This window comes from Streptomyces sp. NPDC006261, assembly GCF_040613515.1.
Taxonomy (GTDB): domain Bacteria; phylum Actinomycetota; class Actinomycetes; order Streptomycetales; family Streptomycetaceae; genus Streptomyces.
This window is the reverse complement of record NZ_JBEXSI010000052.1, coordinates 1-25,842: the sequence shown is the minus strand read 5'-3', so window position 1 is coordinate 25,842 and position 25,842 is coordinate 1. Positions and strand designations below refer to the sequence as shown.

The 25,842-nt window shown below is 72.9% G+C and carries 25 protein-coding genes and 1 tRNA gene; 17 read left to right on the top strand and 9 right to left on the bottom strand.

The genetic code is table 11. The annotated features are described in order from the left end of the window. Nucleotides 1-16: 16 nt before the first annotated feature. Entirely contained in the window at nt 17-916 is a 900-nt protein-coding gene (gene purU / locus ABZ154_RS27625) for a formyltetrahydrofolate deformylase (protein ID WP_356836966.1), read from the top strand. Between the two features lie 15 nt (nt 917-931). On the opposite strand, the gene ABZ154_RS27620 is transcribed toward purU, so the two are convergent. Together ABZ154_RS27620 and ABZ154_RS27615 are read right to left on the bottom strand one after the other, a co-directional pair. Then, the gene (locus tag ABZ154_RS27620) at nt 932-2,473 is read right to left on the bottom strand and encodes a zf-HC2 domain-containing protein (protein WP_356836964.1); all 1,542 of its coding nucleotides are present in this window, start codon (nt 2,471-2,473) and stop codon (nt 932-934) included. Next, nucleotides 2,470-3,063 carry a sigma-70 family RNA polymerase sigma factor gene (locus ABZ154_RS27615; RefSeq protein WP_356836962.1) on the bottom strand — a complete coding sequence of 198 codons (594 nt, stop codon included), beginning with the start codon at nt 3,061-3,063 and terminating at the stop codon, nt 2,470-2,472. The genes ABZ154_RS27620 and ABZ154_RS27615 overlap by 4 nt, the downstream gene beginning before the upstream one ends. Before the next feature lie 363 nt (nt 3,064-3,426). Here ABZ154_RS27615 and ABZ154_RS27610 point away from each other — a divergent pair, with 363 nt between their 5' ends. Next, nucleotides 3,427-3,801: an STAS domain-containing protein gene (locus ABZ154_RS27610; protein ID WP_356836960.1), complete on the top strand. Its 375-nt coding sequence runs from the start codon at nt 3,427-3,429 to the stop codon at nt 3,799-3,801. Nucleotides 3,802-3,927: 126 nt separating this feature from the next. Further along, the gene (locus ABZ154_RS27605) at nt 3,928-4,455 is read left to right on the top strand and encodes an EF-hand domain-containing protein (protein WP_356836958.1); all 528 of its coding nucleotides are present in this window, start codon (nt 3,928-3,930) and stop codon (nt 4,453-4,455) included. Nucleotides 4,456-4,500: 45 nt separating this feature from the next. Here the strand turns inward: ABZ154_RS27605 and ABZ154_RS27600 are convergent, their stop codons facing one another. After that, complete coding sequence (locus ABZ154_RS27600) at nt 4,501-6,078, bottom strand: AMP-binding protein (protein WP_356836956.1); 1,578 nt, start codon at nt 6,076-6,078, stop codon at nt 4,501-4,503. 169 nt (nt 6,079-6,247) lie between these two features. Between ABZ154_RS27600 and ABZ154_RS27595 the strand changes: the two genes are divergently transcribed. From ABZ154_RS27595 to ABZ154_RS27580, 4 genes are all read left to right on the top strand, one after another. Continuing rightward, nucleotides 6,248-7,447, top strand: coding sequence for an amidohydrolase family protein (locus ABZ154_RS27595; protein ID WP_356836954.1), 1,200 nt, complete (start codon nt 6,248-6,250; stop codon nt 7,445-7,447). 14 nt (nt 7,448-7,461) lie between these two features. Continuing rightward, nucleotides 7,462-8,619, top strand: coding sequence for an acyl-CoA dehydrogenase family protein (locus ABZ154_RS27590; protein WP_356836952.1), 1,158 nt, complete (start codon nt 7,462-7,464; stop codon nt 8,617-8,619). Nucleotides 8,620-8,626: 7 nt separating this feature from the next. Next, nucleotides 8,627-9,598 (top strand): acyl-CoA dehydrogenase family protein, encoded by a 972-nt coding sequence (locus ABZ154_RS27585; RefSeq protein WP_356836950.1) that lies wholly within the window; start codon nt 8,627-8,629, stop codon nt 9,596-9,598. 438 nt (nt 9,599-10,036) lie between these two features. Further along, nucleotides 10,037-10,540, top strand: a complete 504-nt coding sequence (locus ABZ154_RS27580) for an ATP-binding protein (protein ID WP_356836948.1) — start codon at nt 10,037-10,039, stop codon at nt 10,538-10,540. A gap of 24 nt (nt 10,541-10,564) precedes the next feature. Here ABZ154_RS27580 and ABZ154_RS27575 read toward each other — a convergent pair whose 3' ends face one another. Further along, nucleotides 10,565-11,491, bottom strand: coding sequence for a cyclase family protein (locus tag ABZ154_RS27575; RefSeq protein ID WP_356836946.1), 927 nt, complete (start codon nt 11,489-11,491; stop codon nt 10,565-10,567). An 84-nt stretch (nt 11,492-11,575) separates the two neighbouring features. Between ABZ154_RS27575 and ABZ154_RS27570 the strand changes: the two genes are divergently transcribed. The 3 genes from ABZ154_RS27570 to ABZ154_RS27560 are packed head-to-tail and all read left to right on the top strand — an operon-like array spanning nt 11,576 to nt 14,754. Next, nucleotides 11,576-12,511, top strand: a complete 936-nt coding sequence (locus tag ABZ154_RS27570) for an SDR family oxidoreductase (protein ID WP_356836944.1) — start codon at nt 11,576-11,578, stop codon at nt 12,509-12,511. A gap of 45 nt (nt 12,512-12,556) precedes the next feature. Next, on the top strand, nt 12,557-13,708 hold the full coding sequence (locus ABZ154_RS27565; protein ID WP_356836942.1) for an acyl-CoA dehydrogenase family protein: 1,152 nt from the start codon (nt 12,557-12,559) through the stop codon (nt 13,706-13,708). Further along, on the top strand, nt 13,705-14,754 hold the full coding sequence (locus ABZ154_RS27560) for a Zn-dependent alcohol dehydrogenase (protein WP_356836940.1): 1,050 nt from the start codon (nt 13,705-13,707) through the stop codon (nt 14,752-14,754). Before ABZ154_RS27565 ends, ABZ154_RS27560 begins: the two co-directional genes overlap by 4 nt. Nucleotides 14,755-14,803: 49 nt before the next feature. On the opposite strand, the gene ABZ154_RS27555 is transcribed toward ABZ154_RS27560, so the two are convergent. Next, nucleotides 14,804-15,793, bottom strand: coding sequence for a helix-turn-helix domain-containing protein (locus tag ABZ154_RS27555; RefSeq protein ID WP_356836938.1), 990 nt, complete (start codon nt 15,791-15,793; stop codon nt 14,804-14,806). A 223-nt stretch (nt 15,794-16,016) separates the two neighbouring features. Between ABZ154_RS27555 and ABZ154_RS27550 the strand changes: the two genes are divergently transcribed. Together ABZ154_RS27550 and ABZ154_RS27545 are read left to right on the top strand one after the other, a co-directional pair. Then, nucleotides 16,017-16,454, top strand: a complete 438-nt coding sequence (locus ABZ154_RS27550; protein ID WP_356836936.1) for a DUF2809 domain-containing protein — start codon at nt 16,017-16,019, stop codon at nt 16,452-16,454. Between the two features lie 255 nt (nt 16,455-16,709). Beyond that, nucleotides 16,710-18,026 carry an MFS transporter gene (locus ABZ154_RS27545; protein WP_356836934.1) on the top strand — a complete coding sequence of 439 codons (1,317 nt, stop codon included), beginning with the start codon at nt 16,710-16,712 and terminating at the stop codon, nt 18,024-18,026. On the opposite strand, the gene ABZ154_RS27540 is transcribed toward ABZ154_RS27545, so the two are convergent. Together ABZ154_RS27540 and ABZ154_RS27535 are read right to left on the bottom strand one after the other, a co-directional pair. Continuing rightward, complete coding sequence (locus tag ABZ154_RS27540; RefSeq protein WP_356836997.1) at nt 18,016-18,612, bottom strand: flavin reductase family protein; 597 nt, start codon at nt 18,610-18,612, stop codon at nt 18,016-18,018. The genes ABZ154_RS27545 and ABZ154_RS27540 overlap by 11 nt on opposite strands. 80 nt (nt 18,613-18,692) lie before the next feature. Next, nucleotides 18,693-19,277, bottom strand: coding sequence for a CGNR zinc finger domain-containing protein (locus tag ABZ154_RS27535; protein ID WP_356836932.1), 585 nt, complete (start codon nt 19,275-19,277; stop codon nt 18,693-18,695). 173 nt (nt 19,278-19,450) lie between these two features. On the opposite strand from ABZ154_RS27535, the gene ABZ154_RS27530 reads away from it, so the two are divergent. The 4 genes from ABZ154_RS27530 (at nt 19,451) to ABZ154_RS27515 (ending at nt 22,453) form a co-directional block, all read left to right on the top strand. Then, nucleotides 19,451-19,906, top strand: coding sequence for a VOC family protein (locus tag ABZ154_RS27530; protein WP_356836930.1), 456 nt, complete (start codon nt 19,451-19,453; stop codon nt 19,904-19,906). A gap of 165 nt (nt 19,907-20,071) precedes the next feature. After that, entirely contained in the window at nt 20,072-21,013 is a 942-nt protein-coding gene (locus ABZ154_RS27525; protein ID WP_356836928.1) for a pyridoxamine 5'-phosphate oxidase family protein, read from the top strand. Between the two features lie 43 nt (nt 21,014-21,056). After that, a complete protein-coding gene (locus ABZ154_RS27520) occupies nt 21,057-21,248 on the top strand; it encodes a ferredoxin (RefSeq protein WP_356836926.1) in 192 nt (63 codons plus the stop codon). Beyond that, nucleotides 21,245-22,453 (top strand): FAD-dependent oxidoreductase, encoded by a 1,209-nt coding sequence (locus ABZ154_RS27515; RefSeq protein ID WP_356836924.1) that lies wholly within the window; start codon nt 21,245-21,247, stop codon nt 22,451-22,453. Before ABZ154_RS27520 ends, ABZ154_RS27515 begins: the two co-directional genes overlap by 4 nt. 16 nt (nt 22,454-22,469) lie before the next feature. Here the strand turns inward: ABZ154_RS27515 and ABZ154_RS27510 are convergent, their stop codons facing one another. Both ABZ154_RS27510 and ABZ154_RS27505 read right to left on the bottom strand, forming a co-directional pair. Beyond that, nucleotides 22,470-23,291, bottom strand: coding sequence for an enoyl-CoA hydratase-related protein (locus ABZ154_RS27510; protein WP_356836922.1), 822 nt, complete (start codon nt 23,289-23,291; stop codon nt 22,470-22,472). Further along, nucleotides 23,288-25,516, bottom strand: a complete 2,229-nt coding sequence (locus ABZ154_RS27505) for an acetate--CoA ligase family protein (RefSeq protein WP_356836920.1) — start codon at nt 25,514-25,516, stop codon at nt 23,288-23,290. The genes ABZ154_RS27510 and ABZ154_RS27505 overlap by 4 nt, the downstream gene beginning before the upstream one ends. A gap of 210 nt (nt 25,517-25,726) precedes the next feature. On the opposite strand from ABZ154_RS27505, the gene ABZ154_RS27500 reads away from it, so the two are divergent. Further along, nucleotides 25,727-25,800 (top strand) — tRNA-Met (locus ABZ154_RS27500). Nucleotides 25,801-25,842 lie beyond the last annotated feature (42 nt).

The following is a 25,842-nucleotide window of genomic DNA, read 5'->3' as shown; positions in this document are numbered from 1 at the left end:
GTGGCACCCTACGAGGATGACCGCACCGCAGCCCACCGCTCCCCAGGCCGCCTCGGACACCGCGCTGCCCGAGCAGTACGTCCTCACGCTCTCGTGCCCCGACAAACAGGGCATCGTGCACGCCGTGTCGAGTTACCTCTTCATGACCGGCTGCAACATCGAGGACAGCCAGCAGTTCGGGGACCACGACACGGGTCTGTTCTTCATGCGGGTCCACTTCTCGGCGGAGACCACCGTGACGGTCGACAAGCTGCGGGCCAGCTTCGCCGCCATCGGGGAGGCCTTCCGGATGGAGTGGCAGATCCACCGGGCCGCGGAGCGGATGCGGATCGTGCTGATGGTCAGCAAGTTCGGCCACTGCCTCAACGACCTGCTGTTCCGCTCCCGTACGGGGGCGCTGCCCGTCGAGATCGCGGCGGTCGTCTCCAACCACACGGAGTTCGCCGAGCTCACCGCCTCGTACGGCATCCCCTTCCGGCACCTCCCGGTGACGAAGGACAACAAGCAGGAGGCCGAGGCGCAGCTGCTGGAGCTGGTCCGCGGGGAGGACGTCGAGCTGGTCGTCCTCGCCCGCTACATGCAGGTGCTCTCCGACGACCTGTGCAAGCAGCTGAGCGGCCGGATCATCAACATCCACCACTCGTTCCTGCCGAGCTTCAAGGGCGCCAAGCCCTACCACCAGGCGCACGCGCGCGGGGTCAAGCTGATCGGCGCCACCGCGCACTACGTCACCGCCGACCTCGACGAGGGCCCGATCATCGAGCAGGAGGTGGAGCGCGTCGGCCACGACGTGACCCCCGACCAGCTCGTCGCGATCGGCCGGGACGTGGAGTGCCAGGCGCTGGCGCGGGCGGTGAAGTGGCACGCGGAGCGGCGCATCCTGCTCAACGGCCGCCGTACGGTGATCTTCAACTGACTCCCGCAGAAGTGGTCAGAGCCGGCTGAGCGAGGCCGACGCGAACAGCACGTCGCGAATGGCCTCGCGGTCGCCCTCCTGGCCCGCCGCCGCTTCCACCGGTGAGATGTGGCCCGCGACCAGCTGGCAGAACTCCACCCCGTCCAGGGCCACCTGCGCCACCGCGCGGTCGGGCGAGCCGACGGCGGCCGGTGAGTCGAGGGCGATGTACCAGTCACCGCCGCCGTGCCCCTCGACCTCCAGATGCACCGAGCGGCCCGGCTCCCCGGCCGTCACCAGGTCCTTGGCCGGTCCCGCGAGCCCGGCGCGGCGACGCCCCGCGAGGGCGGCCGGGAGCATCCGGGCGGCCAGGTCGATCATCCGGTGCAGATGGGCGGCGGACGGCGGCCGGTACGGGTAGTCCACCGCCTCCGCGATGTCCGTGCCGTGCACCCAGCACTCGAAGGCGCGGTCCAGCAGGGCGTCCTGGAGCGGCAGGGCGAACTCCCCGTACGAGACGGAGCGCTCCGCCACGTTCCGCCCGGCGAGCGACGCCGTACGGATCAGCTCGTGGGTGAGGTCGCGCCAGGGCTCACGGACGGCCCGGGTGGCGGGCGGATACGTGGCCGCCCAGTACGTCTCGGTGCGCCGGGTCGGCGAGAGCGGCACCTCGGCCCCGCCGGTCAGCTCGTTCGCGCCGAGGACCCCGGTCCCGCCGAGCGGGTCTTCCAGGCCGAGCGCCGCGGAGACCAGCCCGTCGACGGCCATCAGGTGGCCGATCACTCCGGCGACCGTGGTCCTGCGGGTCACCGCGCGTTCGTCCTCGAACCACTGCAGCCGCACCGGCGCGTGCCAGTCGGAGTCCCCGATGTCGCGGAGCAGCGCGTCGAGCCGGGCGGTCTCGGCGTCGTACGCCGTGGCCCACTCCGGAATCGGGACGCGGGCAGGGCGGCGCCCCAGGCAGCCGTCCATCACCCGGGTCCGCAGGGTCGGGTCGAGGTCCAGCGAGCCGTCGGTGTGCAGCAGCCCCACCGCGTCCCGCAGCCGCAGCGCCTCGTCCGCACAGGGGGCGCACGCGGTGAGGTGGTCCTCGACGGCGGTGGTCTCCTCCGCCGAGCAGGCGGAGAGCGCCCAGGCGCCGAGGAGGGCCTTGAGGACCTGGTGGGAGAGGACCGGGGCGGCGCCTGCGGTCACGGCGAGGGGCGGAACGGGCCCGGGTTCACCGGGTTCACCGGGTTCGAGGGGTTCGCCCGGGCCGGTCGCGACGTCCCCAGGCTCGGCCTCGTCCGCCGCGCCCGCCTGAGGCACGACGTCCTCGTCCTCCTCCGGAACCACTTCCTCCGGCGCCCCTTGCTCCCGTACCGCCTCGCCCGGCGCCCCCTGTTCCGGAACCACTTCCTCCGGCGCCCCCTGCTCCGGTACCGCCTCGTCCGGCGCGTGGTCTCCCGGCGGCGGCAGCACAGGCCGCACCGCCGTCTCCAGGTCGAGGTCGTCCACCGCGCCGCGCGGGCCCGGTATGCGGCGCGCATCCCGCACCTCGTCGTCGTGCCGGCCGTCCTCGCGCCCGCCGCCGCTCACCGGACGCGCCCGTAACCGGGTGGTGAGGACCCTTCGAGCGGCCGGGTGTTGGCGGTGGACAGCAGCTGGAGCCCCAGCCGGAGGCGGCGGCGGGCCTCGTCCTCGGTGACCCCGAGGTCGGCCGCGGTCTGCCGGTAGTCCCGGCGCTGGGTGTACGCCAGCTCCAGCGCCTGCCGCAGGGAGGCGGGCATCGAGGAGACGATGTAGTCGGCGCGGGCCGCCGCGGTGGCGCTGCGCACCCGCCGCTCCAGCTCCTCCGGGTCCGGCGCGGCACCCTCGCCGTGCTCCGCCGCGTACGCGGCGGCGGCCGCCCGCCGCAGCCGCTGCACGGACTGGCGGTGGGTGAGCCGGGCCATCCAGGAGCGCATCGAGCCCTGCTTCGGGTCGTACGCCTCGGGGCTCTCCCAGACCTGGGCGAAGACCTCGCGGGTCACCAGGTCGGCGGCGTCCTCGTCGTCGAGCATCCGGTGCGCCTGGCTGTGGACGAGCGCGGCGAACCGGTCGTACAGCTCACCGAGCGCCGCCGCCTCACCGCGGGCCAGCCTCTGCTGCATCCTGCGGTCCCAGCGGGGCGGTGCGTCCTTCGCCATGAAACCCCCAGCCCCAGCCCCCGGCCCTGTGCCCAGTTCCGTGCTGCTCCGACGCTCTGAACGTTTTCGTGATCCAGCCTCTGCCCTTGCTGTCCGAATGTAGTCGCCCGCGCGGGCCCCGTACCTGCCTTTGCCGCAACTGTCCGATGTAAGGAGACTCCCGGCCGCACCGATCCCTTTCGGCCGTTCTCACCGCCCCGGCTTCCCTGAGCAGGGGAAACCGGCCGAAGTGATCATTTCCACCGGAAACCCCCTGGGCCTCGGGAGGGGGAGCGGTGTTTCATGGATGCGCGGTTGGGCAGCCGCGAGGAGGAACGGAAACTTCCGGATTACCGGGAGCCCCGGAACGAGAGGTCCAGTCGCGTGACGCTGAAGGTGGACGAGACCGAGCAGGGCGACTGGACCGTGCTGCGGATACGCGGTGAACTCGATCTCGTGAGCTCACCCCTCGTGCGTCAGTCCGTCCACGACGCGGTGGCGGAGGGGCAGCACGATGTGGTGCTCGACCTGTCCGAGGTGTTCTTCTGCGATTCCAGCGGGGTCGGGGTACTGATCGCCTCGCGCCGCCTGATGAAGTCCTGCGGCGGTCGGCTGCGGCTGATCCTCCCGGCCCGGGGCGCCGAGGACGGCTCCCACGTCAACAAGGTGCTGGGGGCACTGGGGGTGCGCAGACTCTTCGACGTCTACCCGGACACGCTGTCCGCGGTCGACGAGGCGTGCGAGCCGCTGACGGCCTGAGCGCGGCGGAGACGTGTGAGCCACGACGTGTGACCGGCCGAAAGCGTTCGGTGCTGAAGCGAGGTTGTCACACGGGAGGCGTCACTCAGTGACACGTGGAGGCCGTGGGAGACGTACGCTCCCCGCATGGACAGCGCAGAGTACGAGCGAAAGATCGCGCACCGCTTCGCCGCCTTCGACCAGGACGGCAACGGCTACATCGATCACGCCGATTTCAACGCCGCAGCCGCCCGTCTGCTCACCGAGTTCGGTACGACGGCCCGCTGCGACAAGGGCCAGGCGCTCTACACCGGGGCCGAGGCCTTCTGGCAGGGCATGGCGGGGATCGCCGATGTGGACGGGGACCAGCGGGTCACCCGTGAGGAGTTCGTCGGCGGGGCGGTGAAGCGGCTGCGGGACAGTCCCGAGCGGTTCGCGGAGATCGCCCGACCCTTCCTGCGAGCGGCGATCGCGGTGGCCGACAGCGAGGACAACGACGGCCGGGCTTCGGTGGCCTCCGTGGAGCGGGCGCTGAAGGTGCTCGGGGCCAGCGCCGAGATCGCGGGCATCGCGGCCCAGAGTCTGGACACCGACCGGGACGGGCTGATCGCCGAGAGCGATGTGGTGGCCGCGCTCGCCGTGTACTTCACGGTGATCGAGCCCGACGCCAACTGACCGCCCCAAGCCGTACGGGGGTGGCGCGCCACCCCCGTGACCCCCTCAGGCGCCCCCGCCGAACCTCTCCCGCAGCTGGTATTTGAGCACCTTGCGCAGCGTCTCGTTGCGGGGAAGGGCGTCCACCACCTCCAGTTGCTCCGGCACCTTGTGGACGGAGAGCCCGGCGTCCCGGAGGTGGGCGGAGAGCTCGGCGAGGGTCGGTGCCGGGACACCGGGCGGCCGCTCGACCACCGCGCAGACGCGTTCGCCGCGCTCGGCGTCCGGGAGCCCGATGACCGCCGCGTCGGCGACGGCGGGGTGGGTGTGCAGCAGGTCCTCGATCTCCTTGACGGAGATGTTCTCGCCCTTGCGGATGATGATGTCCTTCAGCCGCCCGGTGAGCGAGAGGTGCCCGCTCTCCTGGACCCGGCCGAGGTCCCCGGTGATCAGGAACCCCTCGGCGTCGAAGGCGGCGGCGGAAGCCCCGGCGTCCAGATAGCCCCGGCAGACCGCCTCCCCGCGCAGCCGCACCTCGCCCTCCACGCCGTACGGGAGCGGCTTGCCCCGCTCGTCGGTGATCCGGATCTCCATCCCCTCCGGCGGCCGCCCCTCGGTCAGTGCCAGGTGGTCCGGGGTGTCGTCCGGTGCCCCCATCGTGATCATCGGGACCTCGGTCATCCCGTACCCGTGGGTGAGCTGGACCCCCATCTCCCGCACCACCGCGTGGTACACCTCCGGCGGCTTCGGCGCCCCGCCGCCCGCGAGCAGCCGGAGGGAGGGGATGAGCGGCGTGCCTGGGTCCTTGCGCTGCTCGGCCAGGAACATCGCGTAGAACGCCGTCGACCCGCCCGCCACGGTCACCCCGTGGCGCCGGTACTCCGTCAGCGCGTCCGGCAGCGCGAACTGCTCGAACATCACCGCCGGAAAGCCGTACAGCAGCAGCATCACCGTGTAGTCGGGCCCGGCGACATGCGCGTACGGGAACGCCATCGAGCCCACGTCGCCCGCCGAGAGCTTCAGCGCGTGGGCGAGGCAGGAACCGCCCGCGATCAGGGAGCGGTCGGTGTGCAGGACGCCCTTGGGGTCGGAGGTGGTGCCGGAGGTCCAGTAGATCCAGCGGACCTCCTCGCCGGACGGCGGTGCGGGCGGAGGCGGCAGCACCGCCGGATCGCCGTCGGGGAGGTCGTCGTACGCCTCGAAGACGTGCGGCGGGTCGGTGAGCTCGCCGGCGACGCGCTCGGCCATCGCCGTGTGGTCGAAGCCGCGCCACACCCCCGGTACGGCGAAGAACGAGGCCCGCGACTCCCGCAGCGCGAACCGCACTTCACGGTCCCGGTAGAACGGGATGACCGGTGTCTGTACGGCCCCGAGCCGGGTCAGGGCGAAGGAGAGCAGGGCGGTCTCCAGCCGGGTCGGCAGCTGCCAGGCCACCACACTGCCCGCCCGCACGCCCATCCCGTGCAGCCCGGCGGCGACACGTTCGGCACGGGTCCTCAGCTCGCCGAAGGTCAGGGACCGGTCCTCCTGGAGCAGGACCGGGCGGTCGGGGGTGAGGGCGGCGCGGCGTTCGATGAGTTCCCAGAAGGTGCGGGAGTCGCCCAGGGCGTGGGCGGTCGCGGTCACGTCGTTCACGGCGGTCACAGGGTCCCTCCGAACTGACGATCAGTCAGACAGTGCGGAGAGCGTAGGGCTCCGCGCCTTGTCGGTCCAGGGGCGCGGGGCTAGCCTGAGTGCCGCACCAGAACCTGACGGGTCATCAGAAACGGCCACCGCCCCGGGTACCGCCGGGTGCGCCGGAGGGGACGACACCATGACGGATACGGAACTGCCTCGGATCGTCAGCGTCGACGACCATGTGATCGAGCCCGCGCACCTCTTCTCCACCTGGCTGCCCGCGAAGTACCGCGAGCGCGGGCCGCAGCCGCTGACGGCGGGCATCGGGGAGCTGGCGTACACGGGCGGCAAGTACGTCATCACGATGGACCCGGACGGGCCGCCGGCCGACTGGTGGATCTACGAGGACCTGAAGTTCCCGTACAAGCGGAACATCGCCGCCGTCGGCTTCGACCGGGACGACATGACCCTGGAGGGGATCACGCGGGCCGAGATGCGGCCCGGCTGCTGGGACCCGGCCGAACGCCTCAAGGACATGGACCTCAACCACGTCGAGGCCTCCCTCTGCTTCCCGACCTTCCCGCGCTTCTGCGGCCAGACCTTCGCCGAGGCGCACGACAAGGAGGTCGCCCTCGCCTGCGTACGCGCCTACAACGACTGGATGGTCGAGGAGTGGTGCGGCGACAGCGGCGGCCGGCTGATCCCGCTCTGCATCATCCCGCTCTGGGACGTCGGCCTCGCGGTCGCCGAGATCAGGCGGAACGCGGCCCGGGGCGTGCGCGCGGTCACCTTCTCCGAGATTCCCACCCACCTCGGACTCCCGTCCATCCACACCGGCTACTGGGACCCGTTCTTCGCGGTCTGCCAGGAGACCGGGACGGTCGTCAACATGCACATCGGCTCCAGCTCCCAGATGCCCGCCGCGTCCCCGGACGCGCCCCCGGCCGTGCAGGCCTCGCTCTCCTTCAACAACGCGATGGCCTCGATGATGGACTTCCTCTTCAGCGGGGTGCTGGTCACGTTCCCGACGCTCAGACTGGCGTACAGCGAGGGCCAGATGGGGTGGATCCCCTACGCCCTGGAGCGCGCCGACGACGTGTGGGAGGAGCACCGGGCGTGGGGCGGGGTGCGCGATCTGATCCCCGAGCCGCCGTCCACGTACTACTACCGGCAGATGTTCTGCTGCTTCTTCCGCGACAAGCACGGCATCGCCTCGCTGGACGTCGTCGGCCGCGACAACGCCACCTTCGAGACCGACTACCCGCACGTGGACTCGACCTTCCCGCACACCAAGGAGGTCGCCCTCGACCACGTCAAGGGACTGGATGAGAGCACGGTCTACAAACTGATGCGCGGGAACGCGATCCGGATGCTCGGCCTGGACCTGGACAAGTAGGCGGGGGCAGGGCGGTGGATCTCGCGTACACGGAGGCGGAGGAGGAGTTCCGGCGGCGGCTGGGCACGTGGCTGGCCGCCGCGCTCCCCGGCCTGCCCCCCAGGCCCTCGCCCGACGACTGGCCCGCGCGCCGGGCGTACGACACGACCTGGCAGCGGATGCTGTACGACGCCGGGTACGCGGGCCTGCACTGGCCGGTGGACGCGGGCGGGCAGGGCGCCACTCCCACCCAGCACCTGATCTTCCTGGAAGAGACGGAGAGGGCCGGCGCGCCCTACGTCGGGGCCAATTTCGTCGGGCTGCTGCACGCCGGGCCGACCGTCGCCGCCGAGGGCACGGCCGAGCAGCGGGCCCGCTGGCTGCCGCCGGTGCTGCGCGGGGACGAGATCTGGTGCCAGGGGTTCAGTGAGCCGGGCGCGGGCTCGGACCTGGCCGCGCTGCAAACGCGGGCGGTGCGCGACGGGGACGACTACGTGGTGAGCGGCAGCAAGATCTGGACCTCGCACGCGGAGGTGGCCGACTGGTGCGAGCTGCTGGTGCGTACGGACCCGGGGGCGCCGAAGCACCGGGGGATCAGCTGGCTGGCGATGCCCATGGACGCGCCCGGCATCACGGTCCGGCCGCTGCGGACGCTCGCCGGGTCGACGGAGTTCGCGGAGGTGTTCCTGGACGAGGTCCGGGTGCCGGTACGGAACCGGGTCGGGGCCGAGAACGACGGCTGGCGGATCACGATGGTCACCCTCTCCTTCGAACGCGGTACGGCCTTCGTCGGCGAGGTCGTCGCCTGCCGCCGCACCCTGGAGGCCCTGGCTGCCGAGGCCCGGCGGAACGGGCGGTGGGCCGACGCGGTGCTGCGGCGCAGGCTCGGGCGGCTCAACGCCGAGTTCCGGACCCTGTGGCGGCTCACACAGGGGAACGTCAGCGAGTCCCAGCGCACCGGCGGGGTCCCGGGCATCGGCGGCTCGGTCTTCAAGCTGCGCTACTCCGGGGCCCGCCAGGAGCTGTACGAGGCGGCGGCGGAGGTGCTGGGCGGTGGCGACGCCCTCGACCTGGACCAGGAGTGGGTCCTGGACCGGCTCTCCTCCCTCTCGTACACCCTTGCGGCGGGCACCTCGCAGATCCAGCGGAACATCGTCGCCGAGCGCATCCTCGGCCTCCCGAAGGGGCGCTGAGGCGGCCATGGACTTCCGGCTCTCGGACGACCAGCGGGCCCTGCGGTCCGGTATGCGCGACCTGCTCGGTGCCGTGTTCGACCGGGACCGGATGCGGGCGGCGGTGGAGCGGGGCGGTGGGGTGGACCGGGGGCTGTGGCGGGAGCTGGGCGCCGCCGGGTTCTTCGCGCTGCGGCTGCCGGAGGAGGCGGGCGGGGTGGCGCTCGGGCTGCCGGAGGCGGTACTGCTCTTCGAGGAGGCGGGCCGGGCGCTCCTGCCGGGACCGCTGGTGGCCACGCACCTGGCGGCGGGGGCGGTGAAGGGAGCCGCGGAGGGGGCGGCGGTGGTGACGGCCGCGGAGGGAGGCGGCCGGCCGGTGGCGGACCTGGTGGGCGCGGACGCGGTGCTGGTGGGCGGCGCGGAGGTGCTCACGGGGGAGGCGCTGGCGGCCTTCGTGACCGGGGCCGGTCCCGTACGGTCGATGGATCCCCTGACGCCGCTGCACCGGGTGGAGGAGCGTGCGGCAGCCACGGAGGCGTACCCCGGCGCACTCCGCGGCGAAGGGGCGCTTCTCACTGCTGCCGAACAGCTCGGAAGCGCCGCCCGCACCACCGAAATGGCTGTCCAACACGCCGGTGCGCGCGAACAGTTCGGAGCGCCCGTCGGATCGTTCCAGGCGGTCAAACACCTCTGCGCCGACATGCTCGCCCGCACCGAACCGGCCCGCAGCGCCGTATACGCCGCCGCGGTGACCGGCGACCCGGTGGAGATCGCGGCGGCCAAGCTGCTCGCCGACGAGGCGGCCGTCCGTAACGCGCGGGACTGCCTCCAGATCCACGGCGGTATGGGCTTCACCTGGGAGGCAGATGTTCACCTCCACCTGAAACGGGCCTGGCTCCGGGCGGCCCGATGGCTCACGGCGGCCGAGGCGGAGGAGATCCTGGCCGCCGATCTGGGTCCCGTACGGCCGCTGCGCGGCGGTTCAGCAGCCCACGGTTGAGGGGCCGGGCGAAGCGGGGGGTGGAGGGTGACTCAGTGCAGCCGGTCGGCGTCGATACCGGGTTGTGTCCTTTGCGTGATTCGTCACCGGGTGGAGTCGGCGCCGGGCTCGGGTACTCTCCGTGGGATGCGAGTGGTTCTGGAACCGGGCGACCCGGGGGCGGCCTGTGCGGCGGCTCCGGTCCGGGGCGAGGGCCCTTGCCGGAGATGTGCCGGGCCTGCCCGAAGAGCGATTCTCGCGGTCTCTGCGCGCTCCTGTTCGACTCCCCGCAGCGTGCGTCGCACAGTATGCACCACGCGTACTCCTTCGCGCTGGAATATGCCCGAAGCGCTTGATGCGGTGACTGTACGTCAACCATGCTGTCGCGTAAGGGAATCACGTTCCGTGACCCTGAGGAGGCGCGAGGCGATGTGTCCGCCGGTTCGGATGGTGTGAGCGGTGCAGGTGCTTCAGGTTCAGCTGGAGGTCGGTCCGGATCCCGCAGAGGTGGGGCGGGCCCGTAGATGGGCGCGGTCCCGTCTGGTCGGTTCCGGGATAGGGGATGACGAGCCGCTCGCGGAGACGCTCATCCTGCTGATCTCGGAGCTGGTCACCAACGCGGTCGTCCACACGGGCTGTCCCGCCGTGCTGCGGATGCTGTTCGGCGGGGGCGGCGGTGCCGGGGAGGCCGGGACCGTCCGGGTGGAGGTCGCCGACACCAGCGACTGCCCACCGCGCCCGCGCCACGCGGAGGGCGACGACACCAACGGCCGGGGCCTGGAGCTGGTGGACGGCCTCGCGGACCGCTGGGGCTGGCAGCCGGAGGGTGCCGGGAAGCAGATCTGGTGCGAGGTGGACCGGGGCGGTCCGGCGGGGAGCCGGGGGGCGTCGCCGAAGGTCGTCGTCCAGGGCGGCGAGGTGCGCGAACCGCCCTCCTGCGTCTTCACCGACAACCTGGCCTGAGCCGGGCCGTCTCCCCTCACGGGATCACAGCACGGCGACCGGGGCGACCGGAGATCCGGTGGCCCCGGTGAACGGCTCCGGCGCGGCGGTGAGCAGGAAGGCGTACCGGCCCTCCTCCGCACAGGCCGTGGACAGCGCTTCCAGGTCCCAGTTCTGGCCCTGGAGCATCCCCATCTCGACGAGGTGGAGCGCGTGCACCGGCATCCACAGGCCCTCGATCTCCGGCGGGAAGATCTCGAAGGTCAGGGTGTCGTTGGCGACCGCCGCCACGTCCCGGGCGTGGAACCACTCGGGCGTGCGCACGGACAGCCCGGGCGACGGATAGCCGTACGCGTGCCGGTCCCCGGCCAGGACGACCTGCACCTGCCCGGTCCGTACGAGGACGACGTCCCCGGCCCGTACGCGTACGCCTCCGAACTCCTCCGCCGCGGCCAGGTCCCCCGGCGTGACGGCGTGATCACCGGCCAGCCGGTCCACGCCCCGAGCGCGCGCGACATCGAGAAGCGCGCCCCGTGACACGACGTGCTCCACGGCGGCGATGGAGGAGAACTGTGCGCCGGCGTGCGCCGTGATGGTGTCCGCGGGGCGGCCGTTGTAGATCTTCCCGCTGTGCGAGGCGTGGGTGAGGGCGTCCCAGTGGGTCGCGGCCTGGAGCCCCATGGTGACGGTGTCGTCGCTGGTGGCGACGGTCCCCGGGCCGAACATCTCCTGGTTGATCTGGACCATCGTGTGCAGCGGGTCGATCCGGCCCGGGATGAACCCGCTCTGCACCCCGCCGTGCCGGAGGGGGAGTGCGAGGGATATCCGGCGACCGCTCCGGACGGTGGCGACGGCCTCCCGGACGACGGCGTCGGTGATCAGGTTGAGCGTCCCGCGCTCGTCGGCCTCGCCCCAGCGCCCCCAGTTGTTCACGCGTTTGGCGATCTCGTGGAACTCGGCCGGCAGGGACATGGGGACCTCCTGGGTCTTGTGCCGAAGCGTCCGACTGCCCGTAAAATCTAACGGTCCGTCAGAAACCGCGGGAAGGGGCCGGGCATGGGGAACTTCTTGGCAGGCAAGGTGGTCGCCGTCACCGGGGCCGGCCGGGGCATCGGACGGGCGGTCGCGCTCGCCGCGGCGGCGGAGGGGGCGCGGATCGTCGTCAACGACTACGGCGTCTCGGTGGAGGGCTCCGAGCCCACGAGCGAGATCGCCCGGTCCGTCGTCAAGGAGATCGGGGCGGCGGGCGGGCAGGCGGTGGCGGTGGCCGACGACGTCTCCACGATGGCGGGCGGGCAGCGGATCGTGGACACGGCGCTGGCGGAGTACGGGCGGCTCGACGGGGTCGTGTGCGTGGCCGGGATCCTGCGGGAGCGGATGCTGTTCAACATGTCCGAGGAGGAGTGGGACCCGGTTCTCGCGACGCATCTGAAGGGCACGTTCACGGTCTTCCGCGCCGCCTCGGCGGTGATGCGGAAGCAGGAGGGCGGGGGCACGCTGATCGGCTTCACCAGCGGCAGCCACCAGGGGAGCGTGGCCCAGGCCAACTACAGCGCGGCGAAGGGCGGGATCATCTCGCTGGTCCGCAGCGCGGCGCTGGGCCTGCATCGGTACGGCGTGACGGCCAACGCGGTCGCGCCCGTCGCCCGGACCCGGATGTCGGCCGGGGTGCCGATGGAACTGGCGCAGATCGGGGAGCCGGAGGACGTGGCGGCGCTGGTGGTCTACCTGCTGAGCGAGCGGGCGCGGGCGGAGAGGATCACCGGCCAGGTGTACACGATCGCCGGACCCAAGATCGCGGTCTGGGCCCAGCCGAGGGAGCTGCGGGCGGGGTACGCGGAGGGGGCGTCCTGGACCCCCGAACGGATCGCGGAGTTCCTGCCGGGGACGGTGGGCGTCGACCCGATGCCGATGCTGGCGCGGGTGGAGGAGATGGCGGCGGCGGCGCGGGCCGGGGCGCGGCCGAACGCGCCCAGCTCCTCCGGCGACTGAGGACGGGCCGGCCCCTTCCGGACGGGCTTGATCGAGGAGGCACGTATGGACTTCCGGTTCACCGAGGACGACCCCACCTTCCGCACCCACGCCCGCACCTGGCTGGAGACCCGCCTCGCCGCAACCCCCGCCCCCGGCCCCCGTGCGTGGGAACGCGAGCTGGGACAGGCGGGGTGGATCGGCATCGGCTGGCCGGAGAAGGGCGGCGCAGACTACGGCAACCGGCCCGCCACCCTCACCCAACAGGTCGTCTGGGCCGAGGAGTACGCCCGCTCCACCGCCCCGCCCCGCATGGGACACATCGGCGAGAACCTCCTCGCCCCCACCCTCATCGCGTACGGCACCGAGGAGCAGAGGCAGCGCCATCTGCCCCCCATCGCCCGCGGGGAGACCCTGTGGTGCCAGGGGTACAGCGAACCCGGCGCCGGGTCCGACCTCGCCGGCATCCGGACCACCGCCACCCCGGACGGCACCGGCGCCTACACCGTCACCGGGCAGAAGATCTGGACCTCGCTCGCCCAGGACGCCGACTGGTGCTTCGTCCTCGCCCGCACCGAACCCGGCTCCACCCGCCATCACGGGCTCTCCTTCCTCCTCGTGGAGATGGACCAGCCGGGGAGGATCGAGGTGCGGCCGATCCGCCAGATGACCGGGACCAGTGAGTTCAACGAGGTCTTCTTCGACGGGGCCCGGGCGGCCGAGGTGGTCGGCGGGGAGGGCGACGGGTGGGCCGTCGCCACGGGGCTGCTCGCCCTGGAGCGCGGGGTGTCGACCCTCGCCCAGCAGATCGGGTTCGCCCAGGAGTTGGCCCAGGTGGTCGCCGCCGCCCGGGCCGGCGGAGCCGCCGAGGACCCGGTCATCAGAGCCCGCCTCGTACGCCAGTGGGCCGAACTCGTCACCCTGCGCCGCCACGCACTGCGCACCCTCGGCACCACCGGCGACCCGGGCGCCCCCAGCGTGGCCAAGCTGCTGTGGGGCGGCTGGCACCAGCGGCTCGGCGAGCTGGCGGTGGAGGTGAGGGGCGAGGCGGGGGCCGTCGGCGCCCAGCCCTGGTCGGAGCAGCGGCCGTACGAACTGCACGACGCACAGCACCTGTTCCTCTTCAGCCGGGCCGACACCATCTACGGCGGCTCCGACGAGATCCAGCGGACCATCATCGCCGAGCGGGTGCTCGGCCTACCGAGGGAGCCGAGATGAGAGGCGTCGTCTTCGACGGCACACGGACCGAGGTCGTCGACGACCTGGAGATACGCGGCCCCGGCCCCGGCGAGGTGCTCGTCGCGGTGGCCGCCGCCGGTCTCTGCCACAGCGACCTGTCGGTGATCGACGGCACGATCCCCTTTCCCGTCCCCGTCGTGCTCGGCCACGAGGGCGCGGGCGTGGTGGAGGCGGTCGGCCCCGGCGTCAGCCACGTACGGCCCGGTGATCACGTCGCGCTGTCCACCCTCGCCAACTGCGGGGCCTGCGCCCAGTGCGACCGGGGCAGGCCCACGATGTGCCGGAAGGCGATCGGGCGTCCGGGGCGGCCGTTCTCGCGGGGCGGCGAGCCGCTGTTCCAGTTCGCCTCCAGCTCCGCCTTCGCCGAAGTCACGCTGGTGCGTGCCGTGCAGGCCGTGAGGATCCCGTCCGACCTGCCCCTCACCTCCGCCGCCCTGATCGGCTGCGGGGTCCTCACCGGCGTCGGGGCCGTACTGAACCGGGCGAGGGTCGACCGGGGCGACAGCGTCGTGGTCATCGGCACCGGCGGCATCGGCCTCAACGTGCTCCAGGGCGCCCGGCTGGCCGGTGCGCTCACCGTCGTCGCCGTCGACAGCAATGCGGCGAAGGAGGCGGTGGCGCGGCAGTTCGGGGCGACGCACTTCCTGACGGGCGCGGAGGGGGTGCGCGACATCCTTCCCGACGGGGCCGACCACGCCTTCGAGTGCGTCGGCCGCACCGAGCTGATCCGGCAGGCGATCGACCTGCTGGACCGGCACGGCCAGGCGGTCCTGCTCGGCGTCCCGGCGGCGAGCGCCGAGGCGTCGTTCGTCGTCTCCTCGATGTACCTGGACAAGTCGATCCTCGGCTGCCGCTACGGCTCCTCGCGGCCGCAGCGCGACATCGCCCTGTACGCGGACCTCTACCGGGAGGGCCGGCTCCTGCTGGACGAACTGGTCACCGAGACCTACCCGGTGGAGGACTTCGCCAAGGCCGCCGACGACGCCCACCACGGGCGGGTGGCCCGGGGGGTGCTGGTCTTCTGATCCACGAGTCCGGTAGGAGCGGACCTGCGTCGCACGAGGGCTCCAGCGCCTACGGGGTGTCCGCCGACGCCCGGAACGTGCGCCGGTACACCGTCGGCGGCACGCCCAGTGCCGCCTGGAGGTGCTGGCGCAGGGACGTCGCCGTGCCGAAGCCCGCGTCGCGGGCCACCTGGTCGATCGACAGGTCCGACGACTCCAGCAGGTGGCGCGCTCGCTCCACCCGCTGCTGGGTCAGCCACTGGCCGGGGCTGATCCCCACCTCCTCCCGGAAGCGGCGGGTGAAGGTCCGTACGCTCATCGACTCCTGCCGGGCCATGTCCCGCAGCAGGATCGGCCGGTCCAGCCGCCCCAGCGCCCACGCGCGGGCGGCCGTGGTGGTCGCGAACTGCGGTTCGGGGACGGGGCGGTGGATGTACTGGGCCTGCCCCCCGTCGCGGTGCGGCGGGACGACCGTGCGCCGGGCGATCTCGTTGGCGACGGCGGACCCGTGGTCGCGGCGTACGAGGTGGAGGCAGAGGTCGATCCCGGCGGCGACCCCCGCCGAGGTGAGGACGTCGCCGTCGTCGATGAACAGGACGTCCGGGTCGACGCGGACCTGCGGGAAGAGCCGCTGGAAGTGGTCGGCGGACGACCAGTGCGTGGTGGCGGGGCGGCCGTCCAGGTAGCCGGCGGCGGCCAGCACGTAGCTGCCGGTGCAGATGGAGACCATCCGGGTGCCCGGCCGGACCAGCGCGAGGGCGGCCGCCAGCTCCTCGGTGAGCCTGCCCTCCTCGAAGACCGGGCCCAGTTCGTAGGAGGCGGGGATGACCACGGTGTCGGCGGTGGCGAGCGCCTCGGGGCCGTGCTCCACCAGGATCGAGTAGTCGGCGTCGGTCCGGACGGGCCCCGGCGGGCGGACCGAGCAGGTCACGACCTCGTACAGCTTCGCGCCCTTGTCGCCCGGCACGGGTTTTAGGGAGCGGCCGAAGATCCGGTCCGGGATGCCCAGCTCGAAGGGGAGCAGTCCGTCCAGGGCCAGGACGGCGACGCGGTGCGGCATGGCGGGCCTCCTCGGAACACGCCGGCGGGCTTGGGGGAACATACCGGGTAACCCACTGGCTGGTATAGACCACGGGCTGGTACAGGCTAGCGACGTGATGGAGAAGCCGACAGAGACCGCGTCCGTTCCCGACGCCTCGCGTGACACCCGGCCCCCGCCGCCGCAGGAGGGTGGTGCTGCTGGTGGCCAGGCCGATCCGGCAGCGGAAGAGGATGGGGCTCGCGTGAGGCCGTTGCCTCGGGGCTCCGCCCTCCGCGTCCGTGCCGTCGCGGCGGGCGCGGCCGCCGCCACCCTCACCACCGGCCTCGCCGTGCGCGCCGGGGCGGACGGCGCCTTCGCCAAGTACGCGGGGAGCGCGCTCTATACGGTGCTGCTCTGCGCCCTCGTCGCCTTCTTCGCGCCCCGCGCGCGGCCCGTTGCCGTGGCGGGGGCCGCGCTCGCCCTGAGCTGGGCCGTCGAGCTGCTCCAGCTCACCGGCGTGCCGGGGGAGTTGGCGGCGCGGAGCACGGCCGCCCGGCTGGTGCTCGGCTCGACGTTCAACGCCCCGGACCTGTTCTGGTACGCGGTGGGCGCGGCGGCGGCCTGGGGCGTGCACGCGGGGGCCCGCAGGCGGGCTACCGCTTCTTCTTCCGCCGCTCCTCGGCCCGCTGCATCTCGATGACCTCCAGGACGTGGGCGCTGGCCTGCCGGCGGACCGTACCCGCGACGAACAGCGCCACGCCCCGGCACCGACACCGGCACGGAGACCGGCAGGAGCGTCAGCTGCTCGGGCAGGGCCTCGATCAGGCCGCAGGCCGTGGCCCGGCCGTCCGGGACTCGGTGCTGTCGGGTGCTCAGTGCTCGGTGGCCCGATTCCTGTGAACCATGTCCTCCCGGCCACTCGTGGGGGAACTCGCAGGCCAAGAAGCTGGTCGACGTGACCGAGACCATCGAAAGCGCAGCCCAGGACGACGACCGGCGGCCGCCCCTGGAGGCGCGCCGCCGCCCCCGTGTGCACCGGGCGTGGATCGTCGCCGCCGTCACCTTCGTGACGATCATCGGCGGCGCGGCCTTCAACTCCCTGCCCGGGCTGCTCATCGGCCCGCTCCACACCGAATTCGGCTGGTCGCGCGGCGAGATCGGGCTCGCGGTCTCCATCGACATGGCGCTGTACGGTCTGACGGCGCCGTTCGCCGCCGCGCTCATGGACCGCTTCGGCATCCGGCGGGTCGTGGCGACCGCGCTGACGATGGTGGCCGCCGGGGCGCTCGCCAGTGTCTGGATGACGGCCTCCTGGCAGCTGATGATCTACTGGGGGCTGCTCGTCGGCCTCGGCACCGGGTCCATGGCGATGGCGTTCGCCGCGACCGTCACCAACCGCTGGTTCGTCGCCCGCCGGGGCCTGGTCACCGGCATCCTCACCGCGGCCGGCGCCTCCGGGCAGCTCGTCTTCCTGCCGCTCTGCGCCTGGATCGTCGACGAGCACGGCTGGCGGCCCGCCTCGGTCACCGTCGCCCTGGCGGCCCTGGTCGTCGTCCCGTTCGTCTGGCTCCTGATGCGCGACCACCCGGCCGATGCGGGGCTCGCCCCGTACGGCGGTGTGTACGTGGCGAAGCCCGCCCCGGCCCGGGGTGCCGCGCGCCGCACGGTGATGGTGCTGTTCAAGGCGGCGCGCACCGGCCCGTTCTGGCTGCTGGCGGGCACGTTCGCGATCTGCGGGGCCTCCACCAACGGCCTGATCCGCACCCACTTCGTCCCCTCCGCCCACGACCACGGCATGCCGATCACGGCGGCCGCCTCGCTGCTGGCGGTGATCGGGGTCTTCGACGTCATCGGCACGATCTTCTCGGGCTGGCTCACCGACCGCTTCGACGCCCGCAGGCTCCTCGCCGTCTATTACGCGCTGCGCGGGATCTCGCTGCTGTTCCTGCCGATGCTGATGGCACCCGAAGTGCAGCCGCCGATGGTCTTCTTCATCGTGTTCTACGGCCTTGACTGGGTGGCCACGGTCCCGCCGACGCTGGCGCTCTGCCGGGAGCAGTACGGCGAGGACAGCGCCATCGTCTTCGGCTGGGTGCTGGCCTCGCACCAGGTGGGCGCGGCGGTCGTGGCGTTCCTCGGAGGCGTCGCCCGGGACGTCTTCGGCAGTTACGACGTGGTCTGGTACGCGTCGGGGGCGCTGTGCGCCGTCGCGGCGCTGATGTCGCTGGTGATCCGGCGGGTCCGGGCGGCTCCGGCGGCCGCTAGCGGCTGAACCGGCCGAACACGCCCTGGTGGAACAGCAGCGGCTCGCCCTCCTCCGCCGCCCCCAGCGCCTCCACCCGGCCCACCACGATGAGGTGGTCCCCGCCGGTGTGGACGGCGTGGACGCGGCAGTCGATCCAGGCCGGTACGGAGCCGAGCAGCGGTGACCCGGTCGCCGGGGCGTCCTCGTACGCGACCCCCGCGAACTTGTCCGCCCCGCTCACCGCGAACCCCCGGCAGAGCGGCCCCTGTCCGGCTCCCAGGATGTTGACGCAGAAGGCCCCGGCGCGGGCGATGCGCGGCCAGGTCGTCGACGTACGGGCGACCATGAAGGCGACCAGCGGCGGGTCCAGCGAGAGCGAGGCGAAGGACTGGCAGGCGAAGCCGGTCGGCCCGTCCGTGTCGTGCGCGGTGACGACGGTGACGCCGCTGGCGAAGTGACCCAGTACGCGGCGGAATTCGCCCGGTTCGACGGGGAGCCGCTCGTCGTCCCGGACGGCCCTGAGGTCAGGCCGGGGCAGCGCCTCCAGAGGGGGCCGGTCTGCTGTCGTGGCGGCGCCGACGGACCTGAGGTACCGGACGGCGGTGGCGGCCATGCCTGCGTGTCCCATCACCCGGCCATTAGAGCTGACGTGCCGTCAGATGTGAACCGGCAGGCGCGGCGGGTGTACCCGCTTCACGCGCCGGTGCGGCGCGCGTAGTGGCGCTGAGCCTTCGCTCGGTTGCCACAGCCGGCCATCGAGCACCAGCGGCGGGTCCCGTTCTTGGAGATGTCGTAGAAGTGCAGGACGCAGGTGTCGTTGGCGCACGGGCGGATGCGGTCGGGCCGGTCGGCCACCAGGTGGAGCCAGTTGTCGGCCGCGTACCAGGCGGGCCCCCAGGACGGGGCGTCCAGCTCCACCGCCGACTCCGGCAGCCCGTCGGGCCCCAGGGTGCGGCGGATGCGCCCGTGGGAGAGCACCTCGTTGAGCGCCGCCGCGGTGGCGGGCGCGGCCGGCTCCCGCCGGGTGGCGGACGCGGCCAGCGCTTCGAGGGTCTTGCGGGTCTCCAGCAGCCGCTCCAGCGTGGCGCGGCCGACGGGCGGGGCGAGGGGGCCCGTGTGGGCGCGCACCGGCTCGCTGTTCAGCCAGATCGCCAGTCCGTTCTCGGATTCCAGCAGGTCGCGCGGGCCCTCCGCACCGATCCAGCGGGTGTTGAGCAGATCCAGCGCGAGCGGTTCGCCGGTCAGCGGCCGGGGGTCGGGCCCGGGGGGGTGCGGCACGTCGGCGGATCCTTCCGTCGTGGGGTGTGTCTTCGTTCTTCTTCCGTCTCCATCGATTCTAACCGGACAAGAGACTTTCACCGGTTGACGGCTCTCGTTCTAACCCTTAAATTCGCTTTTACTGGTTGCGAGGTGGCCTCGCAGCCCCTGACCGAAAGCGTGGGGACCGATCCATGAGCAAGGCGAAGAACCTGCAGACCGGCCACATCGGCCTCAACGTCACCGACCTGGACCGTTCGATCGCCTTCTACCGCGAGGTCTTCGGCTTCGAGGTGCTGGGCGAGGGCAAGGACGGCGACCGCCGCTGGGCCTTCCTCGGACGGGACTCCCGGCTCGTGGTGACCCTGTGGCAGCAGAGCGAGGGCGCGTTCGCTCCCGCGCTGCCCGGCCTGCACCACCTCTCCTTCCAGGTGGACACCGCCGAGGAGATCCGGGCCACCGAGGAGGTCCTGCGTTCCCTGGGCGCCACGTTCGCCTACGACGGGATCGTGCCGCACGGGGAGACCGGCAGCTCGGGCGGCATCTTCTTCACCGACCCCGACGGCATCCGCCTGGAGATCTACGCACCCACCGGCGCCGACCCGTCCGACGCGCCCACCTCCGGAGCTCCTACCTGCGGATTCTTCTAGGCGCCGGCCAGGACGACCGGTCGCATTCTCGGCGCAGGACGAAAGCGGTCGCATTCTCGGCGCAGGACGAAAGCGGTCGCATTCTCGGCGCAGGACGAAAGCGGTCGCATTCTCGGCGCAGGACGAAAGCGGTCGCACTCTCGGCGCAGGACGAAAGGCGGAACCATGGGCGGCTACCACCGCGGCGAGACCGCAGTGCAGGAACGGGCGGGCTTCGCCCGTCAGGCCGGACAGGCGCGGGGCGCCATCGGCAACACCGTCCCCGACGTGGCGGTGGCCTTCCTGGCGGACCAGCCCCACGTGGTGATGGGCGGCGCGGACGAGCGGGGCCGGATCTGGGCGACCCAGCTCACCGGGGAGCCGGGGTTCCTGACCGTACCCGGGCCGCACACCCTGAGGATCGGAGCGCTTCCTCCGCCGGAGGACCCGCTGGCCGCCGTCCTGGCCGGAGCGGGGCTCGGGAGCGGGCCGGGCGTCGCCTCCGAGCCCGTCCGGATCGGGCTGATCGGCATCGAACCGGCCACCCGGCGCCGGATGCGGATGAACGGCCGGGCGGTCCGCGACGGCGACGGCCTGCGCGTCGAGCTCGACCAGGTCATCTCCAACTGCCCCAAGTACATCCAGAAACGCGGCCACCAGCCGCTGGTGGGGGCTCCGGCGCCCCGTACGGCCGTCGACAGTGCGGAGCTCGGCCCCGGGCAGCAGCGGACGCTCCGGGCCGCCGACACCTTCTTCGTCGCCACCGCCTCCGACCGGGGCGACGCCGACGCCTCGCACCGGGGCGGCAACCCCGGTTTCGTCCAGGTGCTCTCGCCCCGGCTCCTGCGCTGGCCCGACTACGCGGGCAACGCCATGTTCCTGACCCTGGGCAACCTTGAACTCAACCCGGCCGCAGGCCTCTTCTTCCCCGGCTGGGCGACCGGTGCCTCCCTGCACCTGACGGGCTCGGCCCGCACGGTGTGGGACGAGGAGGAGGTGGCCCGCACCCCCGGCGCGCAGCGGCTGGTGGAGTTCGAGATCACCGCGGTACGGGAAGTGGCGGCGGCCTCCCCGCTGCGCTGGTCCGCGCCCGCCTACTCCCGCTTCAACCCGCGAACGAGCGGCTGACGTCAACCCCGGCCGACGCTCCCCTACCCGTGACGGAGTCACCATGCAGATCACCGTGGACCTGGACCTCTGCGAGAGCCACGGCAGTTGCGTCTTCGCCGCCCCCGAGATCTTCTCGTTCGACGACGACGACTACCTCCTGTACGAAGCCGCGCCGGACGACGGGCTGCGCGCGGGCGCCGAGAAGGCCGCAGCCTCCTGCCCGGTCCGGGCCATCACCGTGGCCGCCTCATGAGCGCCGCCGGCCATCCGCGCGACGTGGTGATCGTCGGGGCCTCGCTGGCGGGGCTGCGGGCCGCCGAGACCCTGCGCGCCGAGGGGTTCACCGGGAACCTGACCCTCGTCGGGGCCGAACCGCACGCCCCCTACGACCGCCCGCCGCTCTCCAAACGCTTCCTGACGGGGCAGATCAGCGCCGACACCACGCTCCCGGTCCCCGACGGCCTCCGGGCCTGCTGGCGGCTGGGTCGGGCCGCGGTCCGGCTCGACCCGTACAGCAGGATCCTCACCCTCGCCGACGGCACCCGCCTGCCCTACGACGGCCTGCTGATCGCCACCGGCGCTGCCGCTCGGGCCGGTGCCGTGCCCGGCGAACCCGGCCCGGAGCAAGATGTGTTCACCCTGCGCGGCCGCGACGACGCTACGGCGCTGCGGGCCGCGCTCATCCCCGGGCGGAGGCTGCTCGTCGTCGGCGCCGGGTTCCTCGGGGGCGAGGTCGCCGCCGCGGGCCGGGAGCTCGGGCTGGACGTCACCCTTGTGGAGGCCGGGTCCGTACCGCTGGAGCGCGCGGTCGGTACGGAGGCCGGCGCGTTCGTGGGGACGCTCCACCGGGAGGCGGGCATCGACCTGCGTACCGGCACCACGGTGGCCGCGTTCCGCACCGCCCCGGACGGCACGCTCGCGGGGGCCCGGCTGGCCGACGGCCGGACCGTCGAGGCCGATGTCGCGGTGCTGGCCCTGGGCGCGGTGCCGGCCACCGGCTGGCTGGCCGGATCGGGGATCGAGGCGGTCGGCGGAGTGCCCACCGACTCCCGGCTGCGGGCCCTGTTCCCGGACGGCAGCGCCGTACCCCGCGTGGTCGCGGCGGGCGACGCGGCCCGGGTCCCGCAACCCCTGGCGGGCGGTGCGGCCCCGGCCCTCGGCCACTGGTCCGGCGCGGTGGAGCAGGGTGCGGCGGCCGCCCGTACGCTGCTGCGGGGCGAGGCGGCCCCGGTCTTCGCCGAGGTGCCGTCCTTCTGGTCCGACTTCCACGGCGTCCGGCTCCGCTCGGTGGGCCTCCCCGCCCTCGGCGACACGGTGAAGGTCCACGAGTGCGACCGGAAGGCCCGGCGCCTGGAGGTCAGCTACCACCTGGACGGCCGTCTGGTGGGCGCCCTGACCATCGGCCGGACCTCCCGACTGGCAGCCTACCGGCGGGTGTTGGCCGTGCCCGCCCCTTAGCGTCCCGGTGCGCCCTTCAGCGCCCCCGGTACTCCGGCGTGCGCCGCTCGACGAACGAGGCGATCCCCTCGTCGGCATCCCGGGTCGTCATGTTGATCTCCTGCGCGGCCGCCTCCGCGGCGAACGCCGTGGCCCGGTCGCCGGTGAGCGAGTCGTTCACCAGCTGCTTGGTCAGGGCGATGGCCCGGGTGGGCCCGCAGGCCAGCCGCCCGGCCCACGCGGCGGCGAGGCCGGCCAACTCGCCTTCCGGTACCGCGCGGTTGACCAGGCCCATCCGTTCCGCGTCCGCCGCCGTCAGGGCGTCCCCGAAGAACATCAGCTCCTTTGCTCGCTGCGGCCCCACCAGCCGGGGCAGCAGATAGGCGCCGCCGCCGTCCGGGACGAGCCCTCGGCGTACGAAGACCTCGATGAACGTCGCCGTGTCGGCCGCCAGGACCAGATCGCAGGCGAACGCCAGATGCGCGCCGATTCCGGCGGCGGTCCCGTTGACGGCGGCGATCACCGGCTTCTCGCAGTCCAGCACGGCGGCGATGAGGCGTTGCGCGCCGAGGCGGATGGTCCGGGCGACGTCCCCGGGGACCCGTTCGCGGGTCTGCGCGGGGGTACCGCGCAGGTCGGCGCCCGCGCAGAAGCCCCGGCCGGTGGCGGTGAGCACGACGGCCCGTACGGCGGGGTCGGCGGAGGCGTCGGCCAGCAGGGCGATGACCCGCTCGCGCTGCTCCCAGGTGACGGCGTTCATGGCCTCGGGCCGGTTGAGGGTGATCCACGAGACGCCGTCGGTGGTGGTGCGGTGGAGGACGGTGGACCGAGGGGCCTCCTGTGCCGGTTCCGCGCTCACCGGCACACCGCCAGCGCGTCCAGCGCCACCGCGCCCTGCCCGCGCCCCAGCACCACCAGCGGGTTGATGTCCAGCTCGGTCAGGTCGTCGCCGAGCTCCAGGGCCATCCGCTGCACCCGCAGCACCACCTCCACCAGCGCGTCCACATCGACGGGCGCCCCGCCGCGCACACCGGTCAGCAACGCCCGGCCGCGCAGCTCGCCGAGCATGTCCCGTGCCTCCTTCTCGCCGAAGGGCGGCACCCGTACCGCCGTGTCGTGCAGCACCTCCACCAGGACCCCGCCGAGCCCGACCGTGACGGTCGGCCCGAAGAGGGCGTCATGGGTGACGCCGACCATCATCTCGACGCCCCGGTCGATCATCTGGCAGACCAGGATGCCGTCCAGGTCGACGGATTCGAACCGGGCGATGTCGGTCAACTCCCGGTAGGCGTCGCGCACCTGGCTGGCGGAGGTGAGGCCCACCTTCACCAGGCCCAGCTCCGTCTTGTGGGCGAGGCGAGGCCCGGAGGCCTTCATCACGACGGGGTAGCCGACCGGCCCGGCCGCCCGGACGGCGCCCGCCGCGCTGGTCACCAGCTGCTCGCGCGGCACCCGGATCCCGTACGCGCGCAGGAGCTGCTTCGCCGCGTGCTCGCTGAGCTGCCGGCCCGGGCGCATCAGGTTCTGCGCCTTGCGGAAGGAGGGGGAGGGGGTGCGCGGGACGTCGTCGAAGGGGGAGCGGTAGCCGGTGGCGAAGTGGTGGTGGTCGAGGTAGGCCTTCACGGCGGTGACGCAGTTGGAGAACGTACGGAAGGTGGCGACGCGGGAGGAGCCGAGGAGCGTGGTGCGGTAGGCGTCCTCGGTGCCCACGGGGGAGCCCCAGATCACACAGACCAGCTTGTCCGTGGCCTCGGCCGCGTCCACCAGGTCCTGGGCGAGGCGGTCGCTCATGGGCGGGAACGGGCCGGTGATCGGACAGATCAGGATGCCTATGGAGGGGTCGGCGAGGATCGCGTCGATGATCTTCCGGCCGCGCCGGTCGCCGACCGGGTGGCCGCCGTTGTCGATGGGGTTGGCGACGTTGAGGTAGCCGGGTATCCAGGTGTGCAGCTCGTCCTGCTTGGCGGGGGAGAGGCTGGGCAGCAGGAGCCCGGCCGCCGTCGCCAGGTCGGCGAAGTGGGCGCCGGTGCCGCCGGAGATGGAATACACGGCGACGCCCTCCGCCCGGGGCGGCCGGGCCCGGGCCAGCAGGGCTGCGGTGTCCTGGAGTTCGTCGAGACCGCCCACCCGGATGACTCCGAACTGCCGCATCGCCGCGTCCACCACCTGGTCCGCCCCGGTCAGCTTCCCGGTGTGCGAGGCGGCTGCCTCGGCCCCGGCCTCCGTACGCCCCACCTTCACCGCCACCACGGGCACCCCGGCGCGGGCGGCCCGGTCGGCGGCGAGCAGGAAGGACCGGCCGTCCTTGAGCCCCTCCACGTAACAGGCGATGGCCCCCACCTCGGGGCGCTGGGCGAAGTACGCGATGAAGTCGGCGGTCTCCAGATCGGCCTCGTTGCCCGTGGGCGCCCAGTGCGAGAGCCGGATGCCCAGCTCCTGGAGGGCGTACAGGGGCCGGCCCTGGTGTCCGGACTGGGTGATGAGGGCGATGGCCGGGCCGTCCAGGTCGTCCCGGAACTCCTCGAAGGCGTTGAGGTTGGTGTTCGGCCCGAGCAGCCGCACCCCGGAGCGCTCCACGGCCGCCGCCAGCCGGGCCTGCGCCACCGCGCCCGCCTCCCCGGTCTCGGCGAACCCGGAGGCGAAGGCCACGGCGAAGGGGACCTCGGCCTCCGCCAGCTCCTCGATCACCGGGAGCGGGTCGGCGACCAGCAGGACCGCCAGGTCGACGGGTTCGGACAGCTCGGCGACCGAGGGGACGCAGGTCCGCCCGAAGACTGCCTCCCGGGCCGGGTGCACCGGGTGCAGCCGTGCCCCGACGCGCTCGGCCCAGGCGATGAGCTGCCGGGTGATGCCGGTGCTGGGGCGCCCCTCGGTGTCGGAGGCGCCGACGACGGCCACGGAGCGCGGCCGGAAGAAGTGGTCCAGGTCGGGCACGGCCAGGTGCAGCGGCCGGCCGCTGACATCGAGCCCGCCCTGCCGCGTGGCGGTGGGCAGGCTGACGACGGAGGCGTGCGGCTCCTCGCCGCAGGCCACCACCCGGGCGCGGAAGTCGGTGGTGAGGGTGCCGTGAGTCGATCCAAGCATCGTTCCGCCACTCCTGCTCGATGGTCCTGCTCGATGGCCCGCCGGCCCGGTGTCCGTGTGGGGCAGGCGCGGTTTGCTGACGCTCTGTCAGGTTACTGAACTGACGACCCGTCAGGAATGGTCGTGCAGGCAAAGGCTCCGGGCGGTGTGGGGCGCGGACCGTCGCTGGTCACCGAGGGGCGCGAAGTGGCGTAAGGTTGGGTTCACCGACGCGGGGTGGAGCAGCTCGGTAGCTCGCTGGGCTCATAACCCAGAGGTCGCAGGTTCAAATCCTGTCCCCGCTACTGATGGAGAACGCCTGAGGCCCGGATCCCCTGGATCCGGGC